At 71.1% G+C, this 22,232-nt stretch carries 27 protein-coding genes and 2 riboswitches; of the genes, 17 read left to right on the forward strand and 10 right to left on the reverse strand.

The genetic code is table 11. The features are described 5' to 3' along the window. Positions 1–3 precede the first annotated feature (3 nt). The 6 genes from mrf to cobA are packed head-to-tail and all read left to right on the forward strand — an operon-like array spanning position 4 to position 4,129. A complete protein-coding gene (gene mrf, locus JOM49_RS23220) occupies positions 4–1,251 on the forward strand; it encodes a ribosome hibernation factor-recruiting GTPase MRF (protein ID WP_209666351.1) in 1,248 nt (415 codons plus the stop codon). Continuing rightward, on the forward strand, positions 1,248–1,505 hold the full coding sequence (locus JOM49_RS23225; protein ID WP_209666352.1) for a type B 50S ribosomal protein L31: 258 nt from the start codon (positions 1,248–1,250) through the stop codon (positions 1,503–1,505). Before mrf ends, JOM49_RS23225 begins: the two co-directional genes overlap by 4 nt. Next, the gene (gene rpmF, locus JOM49_RS23230; protein ID WP_209666353.1) at positions 1,505–1,663 is read left to right on the forward strand and encodes a 50S ribosomal protein L32; all 159 of its coding nucleotides are present in this window, start codon (positions 1,505–1,507) and stop codon (positions 1,661–1,663) included. Before JOM49_RS23225 ends, rpmF begins: the two co-directional genes overlap by 1 nt. Further along, a complete protein-coding gene (locus JOM49_RS23235) occupies positions 1,660–2,460 on the forward strand; it encodes a class I SAM-dependent methyltransferase (protein ID WP_209666354.1) in 801 nt (266 codons plus the stop codon). The genes rpmF and JOM49_RS23235 overlap by 4 nt, the downstream gene beginning before the upstream one ends. Positions 2,461–2,472: 12 nt before the next feature. Continuing rightward, complete coding sequence (locus tag JOM49_RS23240; RefSeq protein WP_209666355.1) at positions 2,473–2,865, forward strand: ankyrin repeat domain-containing protein; 393 nt, start codon at positions 2,473–2,475, stop codon at positions 2,863–2,865. Between the two features lie 37 nt (positions 2,866–2,902). Continuing rightward, the gene (cobA, locus tag JOM49_RS23245; protein WP_245369436.1) at positions 2,903–4,129 is read left to right on the forward strand and encodes a uroporphyrinogen-III C-methyltransferase; all 1,227 of its coding nucleotides are present in this window, start codon (positions 2,903–2,905) and stop codon (positions 4,127–4,129) included. Between the two features lie 73 nt (positions 4,130–4,202). Here the strand turns inward: cobA and JOM49_RS23250 are convergent, their stop codons facing one another. Further along, positions 4,203–5,072 carry an alpha/beta fold hydrolase gene (locus JOM49_RS23250; protein WP_209666357.1) on the reverse strand — a complete coding sequence of 290 codons (870 nt, stop codon included), beginning with the start codon at positions 5,070–5,072 and terminating at the stop codon, positions 4,203–4,205. Positions 5,073–5,193: 121 nt separating this feature from the next. Between JOM49_RS23250 and JOM49_RS23255 the strand changes: the two genes are divergently transcribed. From JOM49_RS23255 to JOM49_RS23290, 8 genes are all read left to right on the forward strand, one after another. After that, positions 5,194–6,054 (forward strand): crotonase/enoyl-CoA hydratase family protein, encoded by an 861-nt coding sequence (locus JOM49_RS23255; protein ID WP_372444063.1) that lies wholly within the window; start codon positions 5,194–5,196, stop codon positions 6,052–6,054. A 28-nt stretch (positions 6,055–6,082) separates the two neighbouring features. Beyond that, positions 6,083–7,783 carry an AMP-binding protein gene (locus JOM49_RS23260; protein WP_209666359.1) on the forward strand — a complete coding sequence of 567 codons (1,701 nt, stop codon included), beginning with the start codon at positions 6,083–6,085 and terminating at the stop codon, positions 7,781–7,783. A gap of 343 nt (positions 7,784–8,126) precedes the next feature. Further along, a complete protein-coding gene (locus JOM49_RS23265; protein ID WP_209666360.1) occupies positions 8,127–8,336 on the forward strand; it encodes a hypothetical protein in 210 nt (69 codons plus the stop codon). Positions 8,337–8,378: 42 nt separating this feature from the next. Beyond that, positions 8,379–8,999 carry a cardiolipin synthase ClsA gene (gene clsA, locus JOM49_RS23270; RefSeq protein WP_282768344.1) on the forward strand — a complete coding sequence of 207 codons (621 nt, stop codon included), beginning with the start codon at positions 8,379–8,381 and terminating at the stop codon, positions 8,997–8,999. Between the two features lie 46 nt (positions 9,000–9,045). Continuing rightward, positions 9,046–9,429, forward strand: coding sequence for a glycine cleavage system protein GcvH (gene gcvH, locus JOM49_RS23275; protein WP_209666361.1), 384 nt, complete (start codon positions 9,046–9,048; stop codon positions 9,427–9,429). 121 nt (positions 9,430–9,550) lie between these two features. Beyond that, positions 9,551–10,015, forward strand: coding sequence for a glycogen accumulation regulator GarA (gene garA, locus JOM49_RS23280; protein ID WP_209666362.1), 465 nt, complete (start codon positions 9,551–9,553; stop codon positions 10,013–10,015). Then, a complete protein-coding gene (ftsR, locus tag JOM49_RS23285) occupies positions 10,012–10,758 on the forward strand; it encodes a transcriptional regulator FtsR (RefSeq protein ID WP_209666363.1) in 747 nt (248 codons plus the stop codon). The genes garA and ftsR overlap by 4 nt, the downstream gene beginning before the upstream one ends. Before the next feature lie 245 nt (positions 10,759–11,003). After that, the gene (locus JOM49_RS23290) at positions 11,004–11,477 is read left to right on the forward strand and encodes a bifunctional nuclease family protein (protein ID WP_209666364.1); all 474 of its coding nucleotides are present in this window, start codon (positions 11,004–11,006) and stop codon (positions 11,475–11,477) included. Between the two features lie 86 nt (positions 11,478–11,563). Here the strand turns inward: JOM49_RS23290 and JOM49_RS23295 are convergent, their stop codons facing one another. Next, complete coding sequence (locus tag JOM49_RS23295; RefSeq protein ID WP_209666365.1) at positions 11,564–12,196, reverse strand: TetR/AcrR family transcriptional regulator; 633 nt, start codon at positions 12,194–12,196, stop codon at positions 11,564–11,566. A gap of 228 nt (positions 12,197–12,424) precedes the next feature. Here JOM49_RS23295 and JOM49_RS23300 point away from each other — a divergent pair, with 228 nt between their 5' ends. Then, on the forward strand, positions 12,425–12,967 hold the full coding sequence (locus JOM49_RS23300; protein WP_209666366.1) for a MerR family transcriptional regulator: 543 nt from the start codon (positions 12,425–12,427) through the stop codon (positions 12,965–12,967). A 42-nt stretch (positions 12,968–13,009) separates the two neighbouring features. After that, positions 13,010–13,111, forward strand: a riboswitch (glycine riboswitch). Continuing rightward, a riboswitch (glycine riboswitch) is annotated at positions 13,112–13,231 on the forward strand. It begins immediately after the preceding riboswitch. Between the two features lie 38 nt (positions 13,232–13,269). On the opposite strand, the gene JOM49_RS23305 is transcribed toward JOM49_RS23300, so the two are convergent. After that, on the reverse strand, positions 13,270–13,626 hold the full coding sequence (locus JOM49_RS23305) for a nuclear transport factor 2 family protein (RefSeq protein WP_209666367.1): 357 nt from the start codon (positions 13,624–13,626) through the stop codon (positions 13,270–13,272). Between the two features lie 111 nt (positions 13,627–13,737). Here JOM49_RS23305 and JOM49_RS23310 point away from each other — a divergent pair, with 111 nt between their 5' ends. After that, complete coding sequence (locus tag JOM49_RS23310; protein WP_209666368.1) at positions 13,738–14,550, forward strand: helix-turn-helix domain-containing protein; 813 nt, start codon at positions 13,738–13,740, stop codon at positions 14,548–14,550. On the opposite strand, the gene JOM49_RS23315 is transcribed toward JOM49_RS23310, so the two are convergent. Further along, positions 14,521–15,723, reverse strand: coding sequence for an MFS transporter (locus JOM49_RS23315; protein WP_209666369.1), 1,203 nt, complete (start codon positions 15,721–15,723; stop codon positions 14,521–14,523). The two genes, JOM49_RS23310 and JOM49_RS23315, sit on opposite strands and share 30 nt — an antisense overlap. A 94-nt stretch (positions 15,724–15,817) precedes the next feature. Between JOM49_RS23315 and JOM49_RS23320 the strand changes: the two genes are divergently transcribed. Continuing rightward, on the forward strand, positions 15,818–16,558 hold the full coding sequence (locus JOM49_RS23320) for an aldo/keto reductase (protein WP_209666370.1): 741 nt from the start codon (positions 15,818–15,820) through the stop codon (positions 16,556–16,558). Positions 16,559–16,560: 2 nt separating this feature from the next. Here the strand turns inward: JOM49_RS23320 and JOM49_RS23325 are convergent, their stop codons facing one another. From JOM49_RS23325 to JOM49_RS23350, 6 genes are all read right to left on the reverse strand, one after another. Further along, entirely contained in the window at positions 16,561–17,121 is a 561-nt protein-coding gene (locus JOM49_RS23325) for a hypothetical protein (protein WP_209666371.1), read from the reverse strand. 391 nt (positions 17,122–17,512) lie between these two features. Further along, entirely contained in the window at positions 17,513–18,418 is a 906-nt protein-coding gene (locus JOM49_RS23330; RefSeq protein ID WP_209666372.1) for a 3-methyladenine DNA glycosylase, read from the reverse strand. Beyond that, positions 18,415–19,464 carry a hemolysin family protein gene (locus JOM49_RS23335; RefSeq protein WP_209666373.1) on the reverse strand — a complete coding sequence of 350 codons (1,050 nt, stop codon included), beginning with the start codon at positions 19,462–19,464 and terminating at the stop codon, positions 18,415–18,417. Before JOM49_RS23335 ends, JOM49_RS23330 begins: the two co-directional genes overlap by 4 nt. Then, on the reverse strand, positions 19,461–20,828 hold the full coding sequence (locus JOM49_RS23340) for a hemolysin family protein (RefSeq protein WP_245369438.1): 1,368 nt from the start codon (positions 20,826–20,828) through the stop codon (positions 19,461–19,463). Before JOM49_RS23340 ends, JOM49_RS23335 begins: the two co-directional genes overlap by 4 nt. Before the next feature lie 208 nt (positions 20,829–21,036). After that, positions 21,037–21,615 carry a TIGR03086 family metal-binding protein gene (locus JOM49_RS23345; protein ID WP_209666375.1) on the reverse strand — a complete coding sequence of 193 codons (579 nt, stop codon included), beginning with the start codon at positions 21,613–21,615 and terminating at the stop codon, positions 21,037–21,039. 12 nt (positions 21,616–21,627) lie between these two features. Then, positions 21,628–22,227, reverse strand: a complete 600-nt coding sequence (locus JOM49_RS23350) for a TetR/AcrR family transcriptional regulator (protein ID WP_209666376.1) — start codon at positions 22,225–22,227, stop codon at positions 21,628–21,630. Between the last annotated feature and the right edge of the window lie 5 nt (positions 22,228–22,232).

A 22,232-nucleotide genomic window follows, 5' to 3' on the forward strand; every position in this document is an offset into this window, starting at 1 on the left:
CCCGTGACCGAAGACCCCCGCATTCCCCTCACCCTGATCGGCGGCCTGGCCGCCGGGGCCAGTGCCGCGCTGGCCGACCGCCTGCGAGCCGGCGAGCCCGGCACCGCGGTGGTGCACCACAACCTGCGCCGGATCCACGAGGGCGTGGTCACCCGCAGGCTCCAGCTCGGCCCGCGTGACCAGCTCACCGGGCTCGAGCTGGCCCACGGCTGCGTCTCGTGCACCCTGCGCCAGGACCTGCTTCCCCTGCTTCGCCAGCTCTCCCGGCTGCCCGAGGTGCGCCGGATCGTGGTCCGGCTCGACGAGGCGATGGAACCGGAGCCGGTGTGCTGGGCGCTGGAGCACACGCTCGTCGGCGACCGGCCGGTGCTCGAAGACGTCTGCGTCGAAGCCGTGGTCGCGGTGCTCGACCGCGCTACCTGGCTCACCGACGTGACCGGTGACGACACGCTCGCCGAACGCGGCCTGCGGGCCAGCCCCGGAGACGAGCGCACGCTCGCCCAGGTCGGTATCGCGCAGGCCGAGTTCGCCGACGTGCTCGTGCTCGACGGGGACACGCCCGACGCCTGGAGCGCCGCGAAGACCGCCGCGGTGCTCGACCGCCTGGCGCCGACCGCGGCCCGCCTCGAACTGTCCGAGGTGACCGACGTCCTTGACGCGGTGCCCGCCGACGCCCGCCTCGGCGAGGTCACCGACATGCACGGCCCGCTCCTGCGCGGCGAGCCACCACTGGCCGCCGACTGCGGGATCGCGTTGCTGACCTACACCCGCACCCGGCCGTTCCACCCGGAACGCCTGCACGAAGCCATCGACGTCCTGCTCGACGGGGTGGTGCGCACGCGCGGCCGGGTGTGGGTGGCGAGCCAGCCCGGCATGGCCCTGTGGGTCGAGTCCGCGGGAGGCGGGCTCGGCATCGGGCACGCCGGTGCCTGGCTCGCCGCCGAAGACGGTCCTGAATGGACGGACGTCAGCCCGGAACGCCGCACCCTGGCGTCACTGCGCTGGCACCCGGAATTCGGTGACCGCGCACAGGAGCTGGTGGTGCTCACCCACCAGGCGACCCCGCAGGAGGTCGAAGCGGCGCTCGACGCGGCACTGCTCACCGACGCCGAACTCGCCGCCGGGCCGGACGCGTGGCGGCGCTACCCGGACCCGTTCGGCGAATGGCACGAAGAACCCTGCGACGACGACAAGGCAGACGCCCCGGGACACGAGGTCTCGGCGGCCGACCGGAAGGACGAGCGACGATGAAACCGGGAATCCACCCCGACTACCACCCGGTGGTGTTCAAGGACAACGCCACCGGAGACGCCTTCCTCACCCGGTCCACGATGACCTCGGAGAAATCCGTGGAGTGGACCGACGGGAACACCTATCCTCTGGTGCTGGTGGACATCAGCTCCGCCTCCCACCCGTTCTGGACCGGCGCGCGCCGCATCATGGACACCGCCGGGCAGGTCGAGAAGTTCCACCGCCGCTACGGACAGCGAAAGGCCGGTAAGTGATGGCCGTGCCCAAGCGCAGGACCTCGCGCAGCAACACCCGCCACCGCCGCGCCCAGTGGAAGGCCGCCGCGCCCGACCTGGTGCCGATCGTGGTCGACGGGCAGCGGCAGTTGGTGCCGCGGCGGCTGATCGGCCACTTCCAGCGGCTCGCCCGGTGAACCCGGAGTTCGCCGGCGGGGTGTTCACCGCCGCCGGTGCCCAGTTCGCCTCCTGGTACGCCCGGTTGTGGCGGCCCCTCGGTGAGCTCACCGTGGCCGTCACCCGGCCGTCGCCGGGGGACCGGGTGCTCGACGCCTGCTGCGGCTCGGGTGCCTCGGCCGTGCCCGCCGCGATCGCCGTCGGCCCGTCCGGGCACGTCGACGCGGTGGACATGGCAGGCGGCCTGCTCGACCAGGGCCGCGCCACCGCGGCTGGCCTCGACCAGCTGGTGTTCACCGAGCACGACGTGCTGACCTGGGACGGTGGCCCGTACGACCTGGTCCAGTGCGTGTACGGGGTGTTCTTCTTCCCGGACATGGACGCCGGCGCGCGGCGGCTGATCAGCAGGCTGCGCCCCGGCGGCCGGTTCGCGGTGACCACCTGGCGCCACGACGGCATGGCGCGGATCGTGCCGATCGGCCAGGCCGCCGCCGCGGCCGAGCGCCCGGAACTGACCGGCCCGGCCGGCCGCGTCGGCTCGCAGGGCCGGATCGACACGCCGGAGAAGCTGACGACCTGGCTGACCGGCCTGGGCCTGGTCGACGTCGAGGTCGAGGAGATCGGGTTCGTCCAGCCGCTGCACCCCGAGGACGCGTGGACGCTCTTCCTCGGCGCGGCCATGCGGGCCTTCATCACCGGGATGGACGAAGCGGCCGTCGCGCGGGTGAAGGAGCGCTACCTGGCCGGTCTCGCCGAAGCGGGCCTCACCTCGCTCGACTGCGGTTCGCTGGTGGCGGTCGGCCGCGTCCCCGCGTGAGATCATGGGTCCATGACGGATCCCGAACCCGATCCCGAGCTGCTCGAACTGTGGGCCAAGGTCTTCGGTTTCGCCAGGGGCGGGCAGACCGCGGAGCTGGCGGCCTACGTGGACGCCGGCATCCCGGCGAACCTGACCAACGACCGCGGGGACACGCTGGTCATGCTCGCCGCCTACCACGGGCACGCCGGGACCGTCACCGCGCTGATCGAGCGCGGGGCCGACCCGAACCGGATCAACGACCGCGGCCAGAGCCCGCTGGCCGGTGCGGTGTTCAAGGCCGAGCCCGAGGTGGTCCGGGCGCTGCTCGAGGGTGGCGCGGATCCGGAAGCCGGGCAGCCGTCCGCGCTGGAGACCGCGCGCGTGTTCGGCAATGCCGCGATGCTCACAATCCTGGAACCCTGACGCGCCCGCGCCCACCCGGCCAGGCATGCTTCTACGCATGCCAGAAGATCCCCACTACCTGTCCGGCCTCGACCTCTCCGGGAAACGGGTGGTGATGGTCGGCGGTGGCATGGTCGCCCAACGGCGGTTGCCGCGCCTGGTGGGCGCCGGCGCCGAGGTCGAGGTGATCGCCCCGCACGTCACGCCCTCGGTCGAAGCCATGGCCGAGGTCGGCGAGCTGCGCTGGCACCGGCGCGAGTACGCCGACGGGGACCTCACCGGCGCCTGGTACGCGCTGGCCTGCACCGACCGGCCCGAGGTCAACGCCGCGGTCTGCGCCGAAGCCGAGCGCGCGCGGGTGTTCTGCGTCCGCGCCGACGCCGGTACCGAGGGCAGCGCGGTCACCCCGGCGAGCGGGCGGCACGGGGGAGTGCTGGTCGGCGTGCTCTCCGGCGGGGAACCGCTGCGCTCGGCCGCCGTGCGCGACTCCATCCTGGACGGCCTGCGGGCGGGCACGGTGGCCGCCGAGTACCGCACCCCGGGTGACGAACTGCCCGGGGTGGCGCTGGTGGGCGGCGGCCCCGGCGATCCGGAGCTGATCACCGTGCGCGGCAGGCGGCTGCTCGCCCGCGCCGACGTGGTGGTGGTCGACCGGCTCGGCCCGCGTGAGCTGCTCGACGAGCTGCCCCCCGAGGTCGAAGTGATCGACGCGGCGAAGATCCCGTACGGGCGCGCCGCCAGCCAGGACGTGATCAACTCCACGCTGATCGAGCAGGCGAAGGCGGGCAAGTTCGTCGTCCGCCTCAAGGGCGGCGACCCCTACGTCTTCGGCCGCGGCTTCGAAGAGGTGCTCGCCTGCGCCGACGCGGGCATCCCGGTGACCGTGGTCCCGGGGATCACCAGCGCCTTCGCCGTGCCCGCGATGGCCGACGTGCCGGTGACCCACCGCGGGGTCACCCACGAGGTCGTGGTGGTCTCGGGGCACGTGCCGCCGGGACACCCGCAGTCGCTGACCGACTGGTCCGCGCTGGCCCGGCTGCGCGGCACGATCGTGCTGATGATGGGCGTGGAACGGCTGCCGCAGTTCGCCGGCACCCTGCTCGAGGGTGGTCGTCCCGGTGACACGCCGGTGGCCATCATCGAAGACGGGACCATGCGCACCCAGCGGGTCCTGCGGTCCACCCTGGCCACCGTGGCCGACGACGCCGCGTCCGCCGGCGTCCGCCCGCCCGCCATCATCGTCATCGGCCCGGTCGCCGCCCTCAGCCCCCCGCCCACCCCCTGAGCATTGCTATGAGTGGGGCATTACTTGCATCCATTGCAAGTAATGCCCCACTCATAGCGTTCAGCGAAGCTCCCTAGCGGACGAAGGAGCGGTCCAGGAAGTCCAGGACCGCGTCGGTGAGCCTGGTGGGGTCGAGGCGGAACTCGATCGGGCTGCGTGCCTGGATGAACTCCGCGTCGGGCAGGTCGATGGCCAGGGTGTCCGCGTCGCCGAAGGGGTGGATCGGGTCCCGCTGGTGGCCGATCACCAGCGTGGGCACCTTGATCTGCCGCCGCACCGACTTGGGCGGCGCGATCCGGCCGAACAGCACGCCGTGCAGCAGCGCGGCCATCCCGGCGGGCTGCTGGTCGAGGGTGTCGGTGACCACGTCGACCCACTGGTTGCCGTGCGGCACCAGCCCGGCCACCGCGGCCACCCCGCGCACGGTCACCGGCACGAACCGGGCCGCGAACAGCAACGGCGCGAAGGTCAGCAACCCGGCCACGATCGCGTTGTCCAGCACCGGCATCTCGGCGATCAGCGAGTGCATCCGCTCGGGCTTGGACACCGCGACCTCGAGCGAGACGTTCGCGCCGAGCGAGGTGCCGCCGATCACCGCGCGCTCCACCTCGAGGTGGTCGAGCAGCGCCACGGTCTGCTCGGCGAAGGCGGGCATCGAATACAGCCAGGAGTCGGTCGGGCGCGCGGACTCGCCGTGCCCGAGCAGGTCCAGCGTGACCACCCGGTAGCCCTCGCTCGCCAGCCGCCTGGCCAGCGGCGCGTGCATCCGGCGGGTGAACATGATGCCGTGGGTGAGCACGACCACCCGGTCCCCGGCCCCGTATTCGGTGTAGGCCAGCCGGTGCCCTTCGTGCACGAACGAGCCCGCCAGCTCGATCGGCCTGCTCGCCCGCCTCGGCTCGCCGGGTTCGTCCAGTACCACCGCCGCGCTGTTCGCACTCATCCCGTCACCGTCCCTCCCGTAACGCCCGCACCCACTAGGAAACCATCTACCCGGTCTGGTTGACACCCCGCCAACCAGTCACCGGCCGGTCGCTGGCCCGCGCCCGTACTCATGAGTAATGATGACCGCCATGACTGACGATGTCGCCCCCGACGCTGCCTACGCCGATCTCGTTTCGCTCAAGGTGGACCGCTCCGGCCACGTGGCCGAGGTGACCCTGCTCGGCCCCGGCAAGGGCAACGCGATGGGCCCGGACTTCTGGCGCGAGCTGCCGCGGGTCTTCCGCGCCCTCGACGCCGACCCCGAAGTCAGGGCGGTGGTGCTGACCGGCAGCGGCAAGCACTTCTCCTACGGCCTCGACCTGCCCGCGATGATGCCGAGCTGGGCCCCGCTGCTGGCCGGGGACGCGCTGGCCAAACCACGCACCGCCTTCCTCGACGAGATCCGGACCCTGCAGGAAAGCGTGACCGCCGTGGCCCGCTGCCGCAAGCCCGTGATCGCCGCGGTGTCCGGCTGGTGCATCGGCGGCGGGGTGGACGTGATCAGCGCCGCGGACGTCCGGCTGGCCAGCGCGGAGGCCAAGTTCAGCGTGCGCGAGGTCAAGGTGGCCATCGTCGCCGACCTGGGCAGCCTGCAGCGCCTCGCCTCGATCATCGGCGAGGGTCACCTGCGGGAACTGGCGCTGACCGGCAAGGACATCGACGCCGCCAGGGCCGAGCGCATCGGCCTGGTCAACGATGTCCACCCGGACCAGGAGGCGGTGCTGGCCGCCGCGCGCGAACTCGCCGGGGAAATCGCTGCGAACCCGCCGCTGGTGGTGCAGGGTACGAAGGACGTGCTCTCGGTGAACACCGAACGCCAGGTCACCGACGGCCTGCGCTACGTGGCCACCTGGAACTCCGCGTTCCTGCCGAGCAAGGACCTCGCGGAGGCGGCCCAGGCGTTCCTCGAGCGGCGCGCACCCGAGTTCAACGGCGAATGACGGCACGGACGGGCAGGGAGTGACCAAGGTGGGCGACGAAGCTTCTCAGCGGTTCCGGACGGCGCGCGACTTCCTGCTCGCGCACCGGGAGGACTACGCGGCCGCGGACGAGGGCTTCGCCTGGCCGGAGTTCGGCGAGTTCAACTGGGCGCTGGACTGGTTCGACGTGATCGCGCGGGATCCGGCGAACGCCGGCCGGTACGCGCTCTGGATCGTGGAAGAGGACGGCACGGAGCACCGCTGGACCTTCCCGGAGATGGCCGGCCGGTCGGACCAGGTGGCCAACTGGCTGCGCGGGCTCGGCGTGCGCCGCGGTGACCGGCTGATCCTGATGCTGGGCAACCAGGGCGAGCTGTGGGAGACCATCCTCGCCGCGATCAAGCTGGGCGCGGTGATCATCCCGGCGTCCACCCTGCTCGGCCCGGCCGACCTGCGTGATCGGGTCGACCGCGGCGGCGCGAAGCACGTGGTCGTCCGCTCGGCGGACACGGCGAAGTTCGCGGACGTGCCCGGTGACTACACCCGCATCGCGGTGGGTGAGCCCGCCGAGGGCTGGCACGAGTTCGCCGCCGCCTACGCCGAATCCGCCGGGTTCACCCCGGACGGCACCAGCCGCGCCGACGACGAACTGCTGCTGTACTTCACCTCCGGCACCACCGCGCAGCCGAAACTGGTGCGCCACACCCAGGTCTCCTACCCGGTCGGGCACCTGTCCACGATGTACTGGATCGGCCTGGAGCCGGGGGACGTCCACCTGAACATCTCCTCACCCGGCTGGGCGAAGCACGCCTGGAGCAACCTGTTCGCGCCGTGGAACGCCGAAGCGACCGTGTTCCTGTACAACTACACGCGTTTCGACGCCGTCGCGCTGATGGCGCAGATGGACCGCTGTGGCGTCACCAGTTTCTGCGCGCCGCCGACGGTGTGGCGCATGCTCATCCAGGCCGACCTCAGCGCGCTGAAGACCCCGCCGCGCAAGGTGGTCGGCGCCGGTGAACCGCTGAACCCGGAGGTCATCGAGCAGGTCCGCCAGTCGTGGGGCGTGACCATCCGCGACGGGTTCGGGCAGACCGAGAGCAGCGTGCAGATCGCGAACACGCCGGGCCAGGAGGTACGGCCGGGCTCGATGGGCCGCCCGCTGCCCGGGTTCACCGTGGCGCTGGTCGACCCGGTGACCGGCGAGCGCGCCACCGAGGGCGAGATCTGCCTGGACCTGGCGAAGCGGCCGGTCGGCCTGATGACCGGGTACGCCGACGACGCCGAGCGCACCGAGGCGGCCTTCGCGAACGGCTACTACCACACCGGCGACGTCGGTTCGATCGACGAAGACGGCTACATCACCTACGTCGGCCGCACGGACGACGTGTTCAAGGCATCGGACTACCGGATTTCGCCGTTCGAGCTGGAAAGCGTGCTGATCGAGCACCCGGCGGTGGCCGAGGCCGCGGTGGTGCCCGCGCCGGACCCGATCCGGCTGGCGGTGCCCAAGGCGTACGTGGTGCTGGCCGGCGGGCACGAGCCGACCGCCGACACCGCGCTGGCGATCCTCGCCTACTGCCGCGAGCACCTGGCTCCCTACAAGCGAATCCGGCGGCTGGAGTTCACCGAACTGCCGAAGACCATCTCCGGCAAGATCCGGCGGGTCGAACTGCGCGGCCGTGAGGACACCGCGCAGGAACGCCCGGCAGGCGAGTTCCGCGAAGAGGACTTCCCGACGCTGAAGGGCTGAACCCGCACACCACCACCGGCGCGACGGCGGCCGCGAGGAGGCGTACCGTGGTGGTTGGCGATCAAGACGGCCCCTCCCGCGAGAACCGCGCCCCACCTGTTCTCGCGGAGGCCGCCGCACGCGGCCGGGAGCACACCCGCCGCCGGTGCCGCTTGTCCTATGTGGACGGTGACAGCGCGTCATTCCCGTCCCAGCAGATGGAAAATCGGGTGAAAGTTCGGCGCGAGCCGTTAACGAACCGCCGCTGCCGACCGACAGGTATGTCAGGAGGCACCGCGAACCCCGCGCGGTGCGTCCGGCACGAACCCCGAACCCCGAACAACCCCGGAAAGCACTGAGAGCGATGGAAAACCCAGCAGAACCCGGAACAGTCCAGTCCCAGCCCGTCACCACGCCGCCGACCACCCCGTGCAGCGTGGTGTGGAGCCTGGGACGCCCGTACGTGCTCGAGAACAACGCGCGCTGGGTCGGCACCGACCCGCGTGGCCGCCCGCAGGTGCTCACCCGGGCCGACCTGCAGCGCCGCGGCTGGAGCTACCGCCGCGCCAGCTGAGCCGGAGGAAGCCACCCGCTCACCCGCCCCTAGGCTGAGCGGGTGAGCGAGCCCCTGCCCAGCACCACCGAGCCGGAACCGTCGTTGGCCCGGCAGGCACTGACCGTGCCGAACCTGCTGTCCATCCTGCGGCTGGCCGGTGTGCCGGTGTTCCTGTGGCTGCTCCTCGGGCCCGAGGAGGACGGCTGGGCGCTGGCGGTGCTGGCCTTCGGCGGCTTCACCGACTGGCTCGACGGCAAGCTCGCCCGCTGGCTCGACCAGGCCAGCAGGCTCGGGCAGCTGCTCGACCCGGCGGCCGACCGCCTCTACATCGTCGCCACCCTGATCGCCTTCCTGCTGCGCGACATCGTGCCGTGGTGGGTGGTGGTCCCGCTGGTGGCGCGCGAACTGGTCGTCGGCTGCTGCATCCTGGTGCTGCGCCGCCGCGGGTTCGCCCCGCCCGAGGTGACCTACATCGGCAAGGGCGCGACCTTCGTGCTGATGTACGCCTTCCCGTTCCTCCTGCTCACCCAGGGCGGCTCCGACCTGGCCGCGATCGCCCGGCCGATCGCCTACGCCTTCACCACCTGGGGCGGCGTGCTGTACCTGTGGTCCGGCGCGCTGTACGTGCTCCAGACCGTGCGGGCGATATCGCCGGGGCGGGGTGCCGCGAGCCCGGTCTGAGTGGAAGACTGCTTCCCCGACGAGTGGTGAGAAAGGGGAACTCCAGTTGTCCACTCCCGAAGAGCTGCGCTACACCGAGGAGCACGAGTGGGTCGCCGTCCGCGGCGAGAGCGCCGTGCGGGTGGGCATCACCGAGTACGCCCAGGACCAGCTCGGTGACGTGGTGTTCGTGGACCTGCCCGAGGTCGGCACGGCGCTGACCGCGGGGGAGAGCTTCGGCGAGGTCGAGTCCACCAAGAGCGTGTCCGAGCTGTTCGCGCCGCTGGACGGCGAGGTGGTCGCGGTCAACGACGCGGTGGCCGACTCGCCCGAACTGATCAACAGCGACCCCTACGGCGAGGGCTGGCTGATCGAGCTGGAACTCACCGGTTCGGCCACCGCCGACAGCCTGCTCGACGCCGAGGCCTACCAGCGGCTGACCAAGGGGTGAGCCCCGCGCCCGCGGGCACGGCCGGTTGGGGGAGCCCACCAGGGGCCGAATCGATCAGGCACGGTACGTTGGGCTGCACACGTTTCGACGAAAACCCTTTCAGTGCGTAAGGAGAGCTCAGGTGAGCACGAACGACGGGCCCGGCGTTCCCCCGGAGCAGTCTCCGGAGCGGACCTCCGTCTTCCGGGCCGATTTCCTCGCCGAGGTGGAGGGCCAGGAGGCCCAGGCGCCGGAGCCCCCGGTCGCGGGCATCGACGCACTGCCGTCCGGCTCGGCCCTGCTGGTCGTCAAGCGCGGCCCGAACGCGGGCTCGCGCTTCCTGCTCGACCGCGACACCACCAGCGCGGGACGGCACCCCGACAGCGACATCTTCCTCGACGACGTGACGGTTTCGCGCCGCCACGCCGAGTTCCGCCGCGAGGGCGGTGAATTCGTGGTGATCGACGTGGGCAGCCTCAACGGCACCTACGTCAACCGTGAGCCGGTCGACCAGGCCGTGCTCGCCGGTGGGGACGAGGTCCAGATCGGCAAGTTCCGCCTCGTCTTCCTGACCGGCCCGGGGCACGGGGGCCAGGGGACGCGGTGACGGCTGCCGGGCGGCAACCGCGTGATGGTCTGAGCATCGGGGCGGTGCTGGCGCAGCTGCGCGGCGACTTCCCCGATGTGACCATCTCCAAGATCCGGTTCCTCGAGTCGGAGGGACTGGTGCAGCCCGGCCGGACGCCGTCCGGGTACCGGCAGTTCGCCGCGGCGGACGTCGAGCGGCTGCGCTTCGTGCTGTCCGCGCAGCGTGACCACTACCTGCCGCTGAAGGTCATCAAGGAGCAGCTCGACGCCGCCGATCGCGGCGCCGAGCCCCCGGTGCCTTCGCTGCGGCCACCGCGCAAGCTGGTCTCGCTCGGCGCGCCCGCCGGCGACCACGGCCTGCCAGCCCCGGAGGACTTCGAACCGGGCAGACCGGTCCGGGTGACCCAGGAGGAGCTGCTCGCGCAGTCCGGGATCGACGCCGCGATGCTGGCCGAGCTCCAGCAGTACGGCCTGGTCCGGCCCGGTGCGGCCGGCTTCTTCGACCCCGATGCGGTGCTGGTGGCCAAAACCGTGCGGGCGATGACCGAGTACGGCATCGAACCCCGGCACCTGCGAGCCTTCCGGGCTTCGGCGGACCGTGAAGTCGGCCTCCTGGAGCAAATTGTTACGCCGGTCTACCGGCAGCGCGACGCCGCCGCGAAGGCCAGGGCCGACGAGGTGGTCCGCGAGCTGGCGGCGTTGTCGGTCACGCTGCACACGCTGCTGGTCAAAGCGGGTATCCGCGGGGTGACCGGCGGCTGATCCGGCGCGCCGGGAATGATCTTGGTCCGGGCGGCGTTCACCTTCGGGTGAAGGCACCGGGACCGCCCGGCGCCGAATCCGTTGCTGAAGCCGGGGACCCTGATGCCGTACGGTTGGAGAAGCCCGCGAGGCGGGCGCGAGTACAGAATGAGCACAGCGTCCGGAAGACGGGTAGCGTCGAGGGTGGCGATGCGGGACCCTTGGCACAGCGTGCGGCCCGTGTGCAGGTTAGGGAGGCGAACCCGATGAGCGAGATGCGCGTCGTCGGCGTGCGGGTCGAACTGCCCGCGAACCAGCCGATCTTGTTGCTGCGGGAAACCGAAGGAGAGCGGTACCTGCCGATCTGGATCGGCTCCGTCGAGGCCACCGCGATCGCCCTGGAGCAACAGGGTGTGCGGCCGGCCCGGCCATTGACCCACGACCTGCTCAAGGAGGTCATCGGCGCACTCGGCCGGGAACTCGAGCAGGTGGTCATCACCGATCTGCGCGAAGGCACCTTCTTCGCCGAACTGGTCTTCGACGGCGACATCCGCGTCTCGGCCCGGCCGAGCGACTCGGTGGCGCTGGCGCTGCGGGTCGGCGTGCCGATCCACGCCGAGGCCGCGGTGCTGGAAGAAGCGGGCCTGATCATCCCGGACGAGCAGGAGGACGAGGTGGAGAAGTTCCGCGAGTTCCTCGACTCCGTCTCCCCGGAAGACTTCCGCGGCGCCGACACCTGATCCCACGCTCTGAGAGCCAACGCTATGAGTGGGGCATTACTAGCAATCAACGCTAGTAATGCCCCACTCCTAGCATTCGAAGCGACTCAGGCACTGGTCGCCTTCTCGAAGAGGGTGGCCAGTTCACGGCCGTAGCGTTCGGCGTCCAGTTCGGGCTCGCGGACCAGCCGGTTCGCCAGGCCGTCCAGCGCCTGCCGGATGCTCAGCGCCATCACCTCGATGTCGAACTCCCCGAAGGCGCCCTCTCGCTGGCCCTGCATGAGCTGCCGTTCGATGCGGCCGACCCGCATGTCCCGCACGACGGCCTCGTGGAACATGTGACCGCCGCCTTCCTGGCCACCCCACAGTTGCCCCAGGATCTCGTTCATCGCCCGCTGGTAAGCCGGGTGCGAGGCGGCGAACGCCGCTTCCGACTCGATGAACCCGCGCAGCATGCCGGCCCGGGTGGTGTCCCCGGCCAGCCGCTCGGTCATGAACTCGTCCTTGAGCTGCGAGATCGTGCCGATCGTCGCGCTCATCAGCTCCTCCTTCGAACCGAAGTGGTAGGAGATCATCCGCGTGCTGCTCAGCCCGGCGTGTTCCACGATCCGCGCGAAGGACGTCTTCGCGAAGCCCAGTTCGGCGATGACCTCGATGGTGGCCTGGATGATCTGTGCGCGCCGTGCCGCTTCGGTCACGGTCAGTCCCAGTTCCGGCTGGGAGTCCTCGTTTACCTGCATGAGTAAAAATTAACACGGCTGAGTAAATCCGGCAAGGCCGAACCTTTGGGCCGGTGGGCCGCGCGTCGCGTTGACCGGCCCCCCGGCCCGGCTTACCGTCAACAAGAGGTGAATCTCGACGGTGGTTACGCCGTTCGGAGTGTTTGAGATCCGCCAAGTCGTGTTTGCCGGGTTCGGAACAGGCCCGGGCGAGGGGAGGCATGGGTGGTCGAGGGAAGGTCGTTCGAAATGACCGACGGCGAGCAAGGTGAGCTGTTTCCCGACGCGTCCCTGCCCGACGAACTGGTCGGCTACCGCGGCCCGGCGGCCTGCCAGATCGCCGGCATCACCTACCGGCAGCTGGACTACTGGGCCAGGACGAAGCTGGTGGCGCCGAGCATCCGCACCGCGCACGGTTCGGGCTCGCAGCGGTTGTACTCGTTCAAGGACATCCTGGTCCTCAAGATCGTCAAACGCCTGCTGGACACCGGGGTCTCACTGCAGAACATCCGGGTCGCCGTGGAGCACCTGCGGGAACGCGGGGTCCGCGACCTGGCCAAGGTGACCCTGTTCTCCGACGGCACCACCGTCTACGAGTGCACCTCGCCCGAGGAGATCGTCGACCTGCTGCAGGGCGGCCAGGGCGTGTTCGGCATCGCGGTCAGCGGGGCCATGCAGGAGATCAGCGGCACCATCCACGAGTTCCCGGCCGAACGGGCCGACGGCGGCGTGGTGGAGACCGTGCGCCCCGACGAGCTGACCCAGCGCCGCAACGCCCGCCGGACCGGGTGATCGACGCCAGTGGTGAGTTGCTAACCTGGGTCCCGTAGTCGTAAACCCTGCGCGGGAGAGACCGGGCGGCCAATCGCCTCGCCCGGCGCCGAAGGAGCAACTCCTCCCCGGAACCTCTCAGGCACCCAGGACCGCGCGGGGGAGACGCCTCTGGAAAGCGGGTCGCCGGACACTCACCGCACGACCCCGCCGAAGGTGCAAGCCCGTGGACTCGCGGGTGAACCTCTCAGGCGCCCGGAAACGGGCAGGGACAGAGGGGGAGGCCACATCCATCCCCGCCCAGCGCCGGGCAACGGCTCCGCTCAGCCGGGAACCTTGTCGAGGAAGCCGTGCACCTGGGCGACGCGGTCGTCCTCGACCACCAGCACGTCGAACCCGATCACCAGCGGCTCGGCTCCTTCGGCACCGAGGTGCCAGGTGAAGCGCGCGATGTCGTGGTGGCCGTCGACCGGGCCGTGCAGGGTGAACCGCAGGCCCGCGAACTGCTCGCTCGCGGTGGCGAAGAACTTCTCGATGTCGTCCCGGCCGGTCACCGCGCCGAGCGGGTCGGTGTACCCGGCGGACTCGGTGAACAGCTCGTCGATCAGCGCGCGCCGGTCGGTGCCGGTGGCGTTCCAGGCGGCGAGGTAGCGCTCGGCGAGTGCGGTGAAGTCGGTCATGGTGTCTCCTTCGTTCGGTGGACTGGGCACAACCTTCGCCGCTGCGGCGCGGCCCGTCGATTACCCGTGAAGTAATGGCAGCGGTGCCCGGCCGCCCGTAACGTCGGGTCCGTGACCACAGCCACCGCTTCCCGTCCCGTGGGCGAACTCCTGCGTGAATGGCGCGACCGCCGCCGCATCAGCCAGCTCGACCTGGCCATCTCCGCGGACATCTCCACGCGGCACCTGAGCTTCGTCGAAACCGGCCGGTCGTCCCCGAGCCGCGACATGGTGCTGCGCCTCGGCGAACACCTCGACGTGCCGCTGCGCGAGCGCAACCAGCTGTTGCTCGCGGCCGGATTCGCCCCGGTGTACGGGGAAAGCGGGCTCGACGCGCCGGAAATGACCGCCGCCCGCGACGCGGTGCGGCAACTGCTCACCGCGCACGAGCCGTACCCGGCGGTGGTGCTCGACCGGCGCTGGACCATGGTCGACGCGAACGCCAGCGTGGCGCTGCTGGTCGAGGGCGTCGCGCCGGAACTGCTGGACGGGCCGGTGAACGTGCTGCGCGCGACGCTGCACCCGGACGGCATGGCGCCGCGGATCGTGAACCTCGGGGAGTGGCGGGCGCACCTGCTCGGCCGGTTGCGGCGCGAGGTGGCCGCCACGGCGGACCTGGAACTGGCGGAGCTGCTCGCCGAACTGCGTGGTTATCCCTGCGACGACGTGGTTCCCGAGGTCGAGGTGCCGAAGCCGGGTGACATCGTGGTGCCGCTGCGCCTGCGTCACCGCGGCACGGAGCTGACGTTCTTCAGCACGGTGGCCACCTTCGGCACACCGCTGGACGTCACGCTCGCCGAGCTGTCCATCGAGGCGTTCTTCCCGGCGGACGCGCACACCGCCGAGGTGATCCGCTCAACCCCGCTCGGCACGCCAGCCGGGTAGCACGGTCGCCGTCGAGGCGAACAACAGCAGCGCGATCAGCAGGAACGGCCCGGCGACGCCGACGAGCCCGGAGATCGCGCCCGCCGCGGCGGGCGCCGCCGCCTGCGCCACCCGGTTGCCGGTCAGCCGCAGGCCGAGCGCGGTGGAGCGCAGGTTGTCCGGTGCTTCGCGCACGGTCCAGGTCATGGTCAGCGGCTGACCGAGCCCGAGCACCAGGCCCAGCACCGCCATCAGCGCGGCCAGCGGCCAGAACCCACTGGTGAACACCAGCGCGGTCACGCAGATCCCGGCCAGCCCGCCGCTGACGGACAACACCGCGAGCCTGCCGAACCGGCCCACCAGCAAGGGAATCAGCAGACGGGACAGGAAGGAGAAGCCGGCGCGCACGGCCAGCAGCGCGCCGACCACGGCGGGGCTGAGCCCGCGATCCTCGCCCAGCACCGGGAGGTACGCGGTGATCACGTCCACACTGGACATCACCGCGAAGCTGGTGAAGATCGCGACGAGCAGCCTGCGGTTGCCGAGCAGCGCCCTGGCCGATCCCTTGTGGACGGTGTGATCGCCGTTCTTCTTGTTCCGCGCCAGTGCTTTCAGGGGCCAGGCGAGTGCCAGGCAGAGCAGGGTGATCACCACGCCGACCGCGGTGGCGAGCAGGAACGCCTCCCGCGTCTCGGCGACCATCGCGCTCGCCGTGGCCGAGCCGATCACCCAGCCACCGGTCAGCGGCCCGATCAGCTGGCCGATCGAGGCGGCCGCGGTGAACCAGCCGAAGTTGCGATCCTGGTGCTCCGGCGGGGAAAGCTCGGCCACCAGCCCCTGGAAAGCGAGCATCAGCGCGAGCTGGCCGACCCCGATCACCACGTTGCCCGCGGCCATCAACGGGAGCGTGGTGGTGAATGCCAGGCCGAGCGCGCCGGCGGTCATCGACAGCCCGCCCCCGGCGAGCAGCCAGGTCAGGCCGCCGCGATCGGCGGCCCGGCCCATCGGCAGCGCGAGGAAGACCGGCAGCAGCGCACCGGCCGCGGCCACCAGCCCGACCGCGGTGGCGTCGCCGCCGAGCGCCAGCACCCGGTAGGAGGCCACCGGCCGGATCAGGAAGGTGACCAGGTGGACGGCGAGCGAAGCGGTGACGACCAGCGCCAGTCCGGTGGTCGCCGGGCGGGGGACGGGCACTCGATCATCGTCGCAGCGCGCGCGCCGCCGGGCACGCGCGGCGGCCCAGGTGAGAGGATTCTCGCAGCGGGATGGCCCCGCCGGCGGAGAGCCAGTGAGGAAGAACTTGGTGAGCATCGCGCTGCACAACGAGGTCCCGCTCCCGCTGATCAGCTTCGACGCCGGTGCCCTGCCGCCGGACGCGGTCGCCGGTTCGGTGCGCCAGGCACTCGCCGCCGGCTACCGCGCCATCGGGGTGCGTCCGTCAGGTGAGTCCGGCGCCGGTGAAGCGATCCGCGACCTGCCGCGTGAGGACGTGTTCATCACGCTGACCCTGCCGGGCACCGGGACCGCCGACGCGCTCGCCTCGGCCCTGCGCATGCTCGATACCGACCGGATCGACCTGGTGCTGCTGGAACGCCCCACCGCGCAGGCCTGGCGCGAGCTGACGCGGGCCCAGGCCGAGGCCCAGGTCCGTGCGCTCGGTGTCGCGGGTCTCACCGCCGACGGATTGCGGGACTTCATCGACACCATCGGGCTGCCCGCGGTGCACCGGCTCGAGCTGCACCCGCGTGAGCCTCGAGCGGAACTCCGGGCCCTGCACTCGCGGCACGGCATCGTCACCGTCGCGGCCGACCCGCTCGGGCCGGGCGACCTGCCCGCCGTGCTGCGCGGGCTGGCCGCCAAGTACGGCAAGAGCCCGGCCCAGCTCGTGCTGCGCTGGCAGCTCGAACTGGGGCACGCCGTGGTGGTCGGCCCCGGCCCGCGGACCCTGCTCGCCGAGCAGCTCGGCGTGTTCGACTTCGAACTCGCCGACGACGACCTCGCGGTGATCGCCGAGCTCGAGGGCACCTGAGCTCAGCCGGCCGTGAGCCCGGCGGCCGCGAAATCCGCCTGCTGCGGGGGCTCGGTGAGGAACCCGCGGAAGGTCTGGGCCGCCCGCTTCTGCACGTCGTCCACGCCGTTGCCGGACAGCCCCAGGTACGGGTAGTCCGCCGAGCGCGCGGAGGCCACCGACTGCGCCGGTGAGCCGATCATCTCGGGCTTCTTCGTGGTCAGCTCGGTGATCCACCAGGAGGTCTCCGGCAGCCAGGCCGCCGGCATCCCGCGGATCGAGGTCAGCTCGCTCTGGCCGAGCAGCGCGTCGAGCACCCGCTGCGAGGCCATCGCGTCCACGGTGATGTTCACGCAGTGGCCGTGCACCACGGTCTTCGCGTCGTTCCAGCGGGTGGCCGCGGCCTTGACCGGCGCCTCGGCGCTCGGGGTCACGATCACGCGCAGGCTCGCGTCGCCTTCGGCGCAGCTGGCGGCCTGGGCTTCGGCGCGGCTGTTCAGCTCGCCGCTGGCCCAGCCCCAGCCCAGCCAGCCGAGGCCGATCAGCGCGACCAGCACCAGGCAGGCGATCGGCCAGGTGGCCACGCGGCGACGGCGCTTGCCGATGGCGCGGTGGCTGCCGGTGGCGCTGACCGCCTTGTGGCTGCCGGTCGTGGAGACGTCACGCTCCGGGCCCTGTTCGGGTGGTGGGGCCGGGGTGAAGGAGGGCGGGGGTTCCGGTGCGCGGCGGGGAGGCCGGGGTGCCGCGGGCCGGGGTGGTGCGTTTCGAGGAGGTGCGGTCCGGGGAGCGGACGTCCGGGTCGCGGGGGAACGATAGCCGGACGATCTGCCGTGAGGGGGTTCCGGAGCCGGGTCCTCGACCAAGCTGTGTCGCCCCATCGTGTGCCTTTCTGGTCTGATGCCTAGACGCTCTCAGTATGCAACCAAAACGTTATCACTCTAACAGACGTAATCTGAGCGGGAAATGCGATGACGCTCAGTTGTCGCACAGCCTGCCAGCAACGGTACAACCGGACAATAGTGTGTCGCTGCACTCGATCAGGCGAGCACGCAGGGGGGCCGCCCGGCGGGCGAAAGCCCCTTGCGCCCTGGCGTATTCGGCCCGTCCGGCCGGCGTTTCGATCGGCACCGCTGGGTAACCGAGCGGGGACAAATCGTAAGGACTCGCGCGCATGTCCAGCTCGCGGATGTCGGCCGCCAGTTCGAAACAGTCGCCGAGCAGTTCGGCCGGGACGAATGGGCCCAGTTTGTAGGCCCATTTGAACAGGTCCATGTTCGCGTGCAGGCACCCCGGCTGCTCGAACTCGAGCTGCGTCTCGCGCGCGGGGGAGAGGGTGTTGCGCGGCACGGCCTCGGGGGTGAAGAAGCGGAACGCGTCGAAGTGGCCGCAGCGCACCTCCAGTGACTCCACGACCTCGTCGGTCCCGGGACCGCCCAGCCGCAGCGGCAGCTGGGCGTGCCGGACCTCGTCGTGCGGCTGCCGGTAGACCATCGCCCACTCGTGCAGCCCGAAGCAGTTGAGCCGCGCCGGGCGGGAAGCCGTGGCCGCCAACAGCGAGGAAACGAACCGCGCGGTCCGCTCCCTCGCCGGGGTGAACCCGGCCGGGTCGACCGTGACGCCGTCCTCGGTCTCGAGGTACCCGCGCCGCTCGAGGAACCGCTTCGCGGACTCACCCGCGAGCACCACGCCGAACCCGGGCTGCCACCGCTCCACGTGCGACGGCCGGTGCGAGTAGTAGGTGAACAGGAAGTCCAGCACCGGGTGCTTCTCGCCGCGGGAGCGGCGTTCGGCGTGCGGCACGGTCCACTTCCGCATCCGCGCGACGTGGGCGTCCTCGCGAGCCCGCCATTCGGGCTCGGCGAGGACCACGGGCTCGCTCACGCCGTCACGTGCGTGCCGTCCCGCACGGTGCCCACGTATTCCTCGACCAGGTCCTCCAGTGCCACCACGCCGACCACGGTGCCATCCGCGTCCAGCGCCCTGGCGAGGTGCCCCCGTTCGCGGCGCATCACCGACAGCGCCTTGTCCAGCTTGGCCTCGGCCGAGACCTCGCTCAGCGCCCGCGTCTTCGACGGCGGCAGCTTCGTCTCGGCCGGTTCGCCCACCAGGTCCAGGATGTCCTTGACGTGGATGTAGCCCGAAAGCCTGCCCTCGGCGTCCAGCACCGGGAAACGGGAGAAACCGGTGCTCGACACCGCCTGCTCTACGTCACCGACGGTCGGGGTGGCGGGCAGCGTGGTCAGGTCGCCGACCGGCACGAGCACGTCCGCCACGGTCTTGCGGACCGAGGACAGCGTCTGGCTCAGCCGCTGGTGCTCGGACTGCTCCAGCAGCCCCTCGCGCCGCGATTCGCTGAGCAGTTCGGCGAGTTCGGCGGAGGTGTAGGCGGTCTCCAGTTCGTCCTTCGGCTCCACCTTGAGCACCCGCAGCCCGGCGTTGGCCACGGTGTTCAGCAGCCAGATGAACGGGTTCGCCAGCTTCACCCAGGCCACGTGCACCGGCACCAGCCACAGCGCCAGCCGCTCCGGGTCGGCGATGGCCAGGTTCTTCGGCACCATCTCGCCGATCAGCACGTGCAGGATGGTCATCACGATCAGCGCGAAGGCGAACGCGATGGGGTGGATCACGTACCCGGGCAGCGGCAGCCCGATCGCGCCGAAGGCCGCCTCCAGCTGGTGGGCCACCGCGGGCTCACCGAACTGGAGCAGCAGCAGGGAACAGATGGTGATGCCGAGCTGCGCGCCGGCCAGCATCTGCGAGACGTGCTTGCTGGCGTTGATCACGATCCGCGCGCGGGCGGTGCCCTGCTCGGCGAGCGCCTCCAGGCGGTCGCGCCGGGAGGAGATGAGCGCGAACTCCGCGCCCACGAAGAAAGCGTTGGCCAGCAACAGCAGGCCGATCAGCGAGATGGCCACCCAGTCGTTCACCTGGCCACCTCCACCCGGTGCGAGACGGCCGGTTCCGCGGTGGCGGAGCCGATCTCACGGGCACTCGGCCGCACGCTGACCTCGGCGATGCGCAGCCGGTCCATCGCGGTGACGGTGAGCTTCCAGTCGTCGACGTCGGCGGAGTCGCCGGGTTCGGGGATGCGGCCGAGGCGTTCGAGCACCAGGCCCGCGATCGTTTCGTAGTCGCCCTCCGGCATGCGGAAACCGGTGATCTCGCGGACCTCGTCGGCCCGCAGCTGCCCGGAAACCACCCAGCTGTCGGCACCGAGCTGCCGCGACGACGGTTCCTCGCGGTCGTCGTGCTCGTCGAGCACGTCGCCGATGATCTCTTCGACCACGTCCTCCAGGGTGACCAGCCCGGCCGTGCCGCCGTATTCGTCGACCACGATGGCGAGCTGGAAGCGCGAGTCGCGCAGGCGGTTCAGCAGCGCGTCCCCTGGCAGCGACTCGGGAACGGTCGGCACCGGGCGCATCACCGAGCCGATCCGCACGGTCTCGCGCTCGGCCTGGCGGACGGTGAACGCCTGCTTGACGTGCACCGCGCCCTGGACGTCGTCGAGGTCCTCGTTGTAGACCGGGAACCGCGAGAAACCGGTGCGCTGGGACAGCTCGATCAGGTCGTTGATCGCCTGGTCCACGGTGAGCGATTCGACCTGCACGCGCGGGGTCATCAGTTCCTCCGCGGTGCGGTCGCCGAAGCGCAGGGACTTGTCGAGCAGTTCGGCGGTGGCGGTGTCGAGCGTGCCGCTCTCCGCGCTGGCCCGCACGATCGAGCCCAGTTCCTGCGGAGACCGGGCCGAACGCAGCTCCTCCTGCGGCTCGACGCCGAACTTGCGCACCACCCAGTTCGCGCTGTTGTTCATCAGCGTGATGAGCCACTTGAAGGTCTTCGAGAACCGGGAGTGGTACCCGGCCACCGCGCGGCCGGTCTGCAGCGGCCGGGCGATCGCCAGGTTCTTCGGCATCATCTCGCCGAGCACCATCGACAGCGAGGTGGCGATGACCAGCGCCAGCACCACCGAGGTGCCCCCGGCCACCGCGGGCGACAGGCCGAGCCCGACCAGCGGCGGCTCGATCAGGTCACCGATCAGCGGCTCGGCCACGTACCCGGTGATCAGCGTGGTCAGCGTGATGGCCACCTGCGCGCCGGAGAGCTGGAACGACAGCGTCCGGTGGGCTTCCAGCAGCGTCTTCGACTTCTTGTCGCCGACCTGGCGGACATTGGCTTCGACGGTGCTGCGCTCGAGCGCGGTGAGCGAGAACTCGGCGGCGACGGCGAGACCGGTGCCGACGGTCAGCACCACCACGAACAACACGCCGAGGATCGACAGCAGGATTTCCATCACCGGGCTCCGGCCTGCCGGTGGTGGCCGGATCGATGGCCGGTGGGAAGGGGAGCGGGGAAGCCGGGTGTGCCACCCGGCTTAGTACTGTCACCAGGTGACGGCGCGTCGCGCACGGAAGAATCTCTCCTTGGGAGGGGTTGTCACGTCCTGTGGATGATACCGGCCGGTTCCGCCGAACGTGCGAGTGATCGGCGGATGTCCCTGCTCACAGCTTCGCCCTGGTGAGTCCCGGGTCGCGGCCGAGCAGGGCGACGAGCCGGTCCGACGGGGTGGCATCGGCACCGGCTTCGACGGGTTTCGCGAAGATGCCGCCGCCTTCCCAGCCGGACACCTGCGGGCCCAGTTCGGCGAGCAGGTCCTCGGCCAGTGCGTCGTCGATGCGGTAGTCCGCGCCGATGGCCACCGCGAGGTCCCAGCCGTGCACGGCGAGGTCGCCGGTCATCTGCCAGCCGTAGTCCTCGAGCGGGATCTCGCCGGACGAGACGTGGACCGTCTCGCGGCGGCTCTGCTCGAAGGCCCGCCGCGCGGCCTTCGACGCGGTCTCCCAGCGCCGGACCGGGTGGTCGCCGAGCTGGTCGCCGTCGTAGCGGTCGCCGACCTGCTCGGTGGTGGCGCCTTCGAGCAAGTCCGGGGCCCAGAGCTGTTCGTACACCAGGTGCCCGAGCAGGTCCCGGACCGTCCACTCGGTGCACGGCGTCGGATCGGCCCACTGGTCGCGGCCGATGCGGTGGACGAGGGCGTCGAACCCGCGCAGGGCTTCAGCGTGTGCGTCGAGGAAATCCATGATCCGAGTCCATCACGGCCGCGCGGCACCCGCAGGGTTCCGGTGGTGCACGCGCACGGTTTCCTCCACCAGGTCGAGCACCGGGGTGAGGTGGTCGGCAGGCAAGCCCATGGCGAGGTGCGAGACGAGCCCTTCGAGCACCAGCTCGAGGAAGGCGGTGAGCACGTCGACGTCCACGTCGTCCCGCAGCTTGCCCGCTTCGTGCTGGCGCAGCAGGCGCTGGCGGGTGGCGCGGGTGAGCTGGTCGGACCGCTCGGCCCAGCGCGCGCGGAACTCCGGGTCGGTGCGCAGGCGGCGGGACAGTTCGAGCCGCGTGCCCAGCCAGTCCGCCGGGTGCGCGCTGCCCTCGGAGAGCAGGTCGCGCATCACCTGCACCAGGCCCTGGTCGGCGACCACCTGCGCCATGCGGACCGCGTCGTCCTCGGCCAGCGCCAGGAACAGCGACTCCTTGTCGCGGAAGTGGTGGAAGATCGCGCCGCGCGAGAGTCCGGTGGCTTCCTCCAGGCGGCGTACCGTGGCACCCTCGTAGCCGTAGCGCGCGAAGCACACGCGAGCGCCGTCCAGGATCTGCCGCCGGCGAGCGTCGAGGTGGTCCTGACTGACACGTGGCATCGTCC

Source organism: Amycolatopsis magusensis (genome assembly GCF_017875555.1).
GTDB classification, from domain to species: Bacteria; Actinomycetota; Actinomycetes; order Mycobacteriales; family Pseudonocardiaceae; genus Amycolatopsis; species Amycolatopsis magusensis.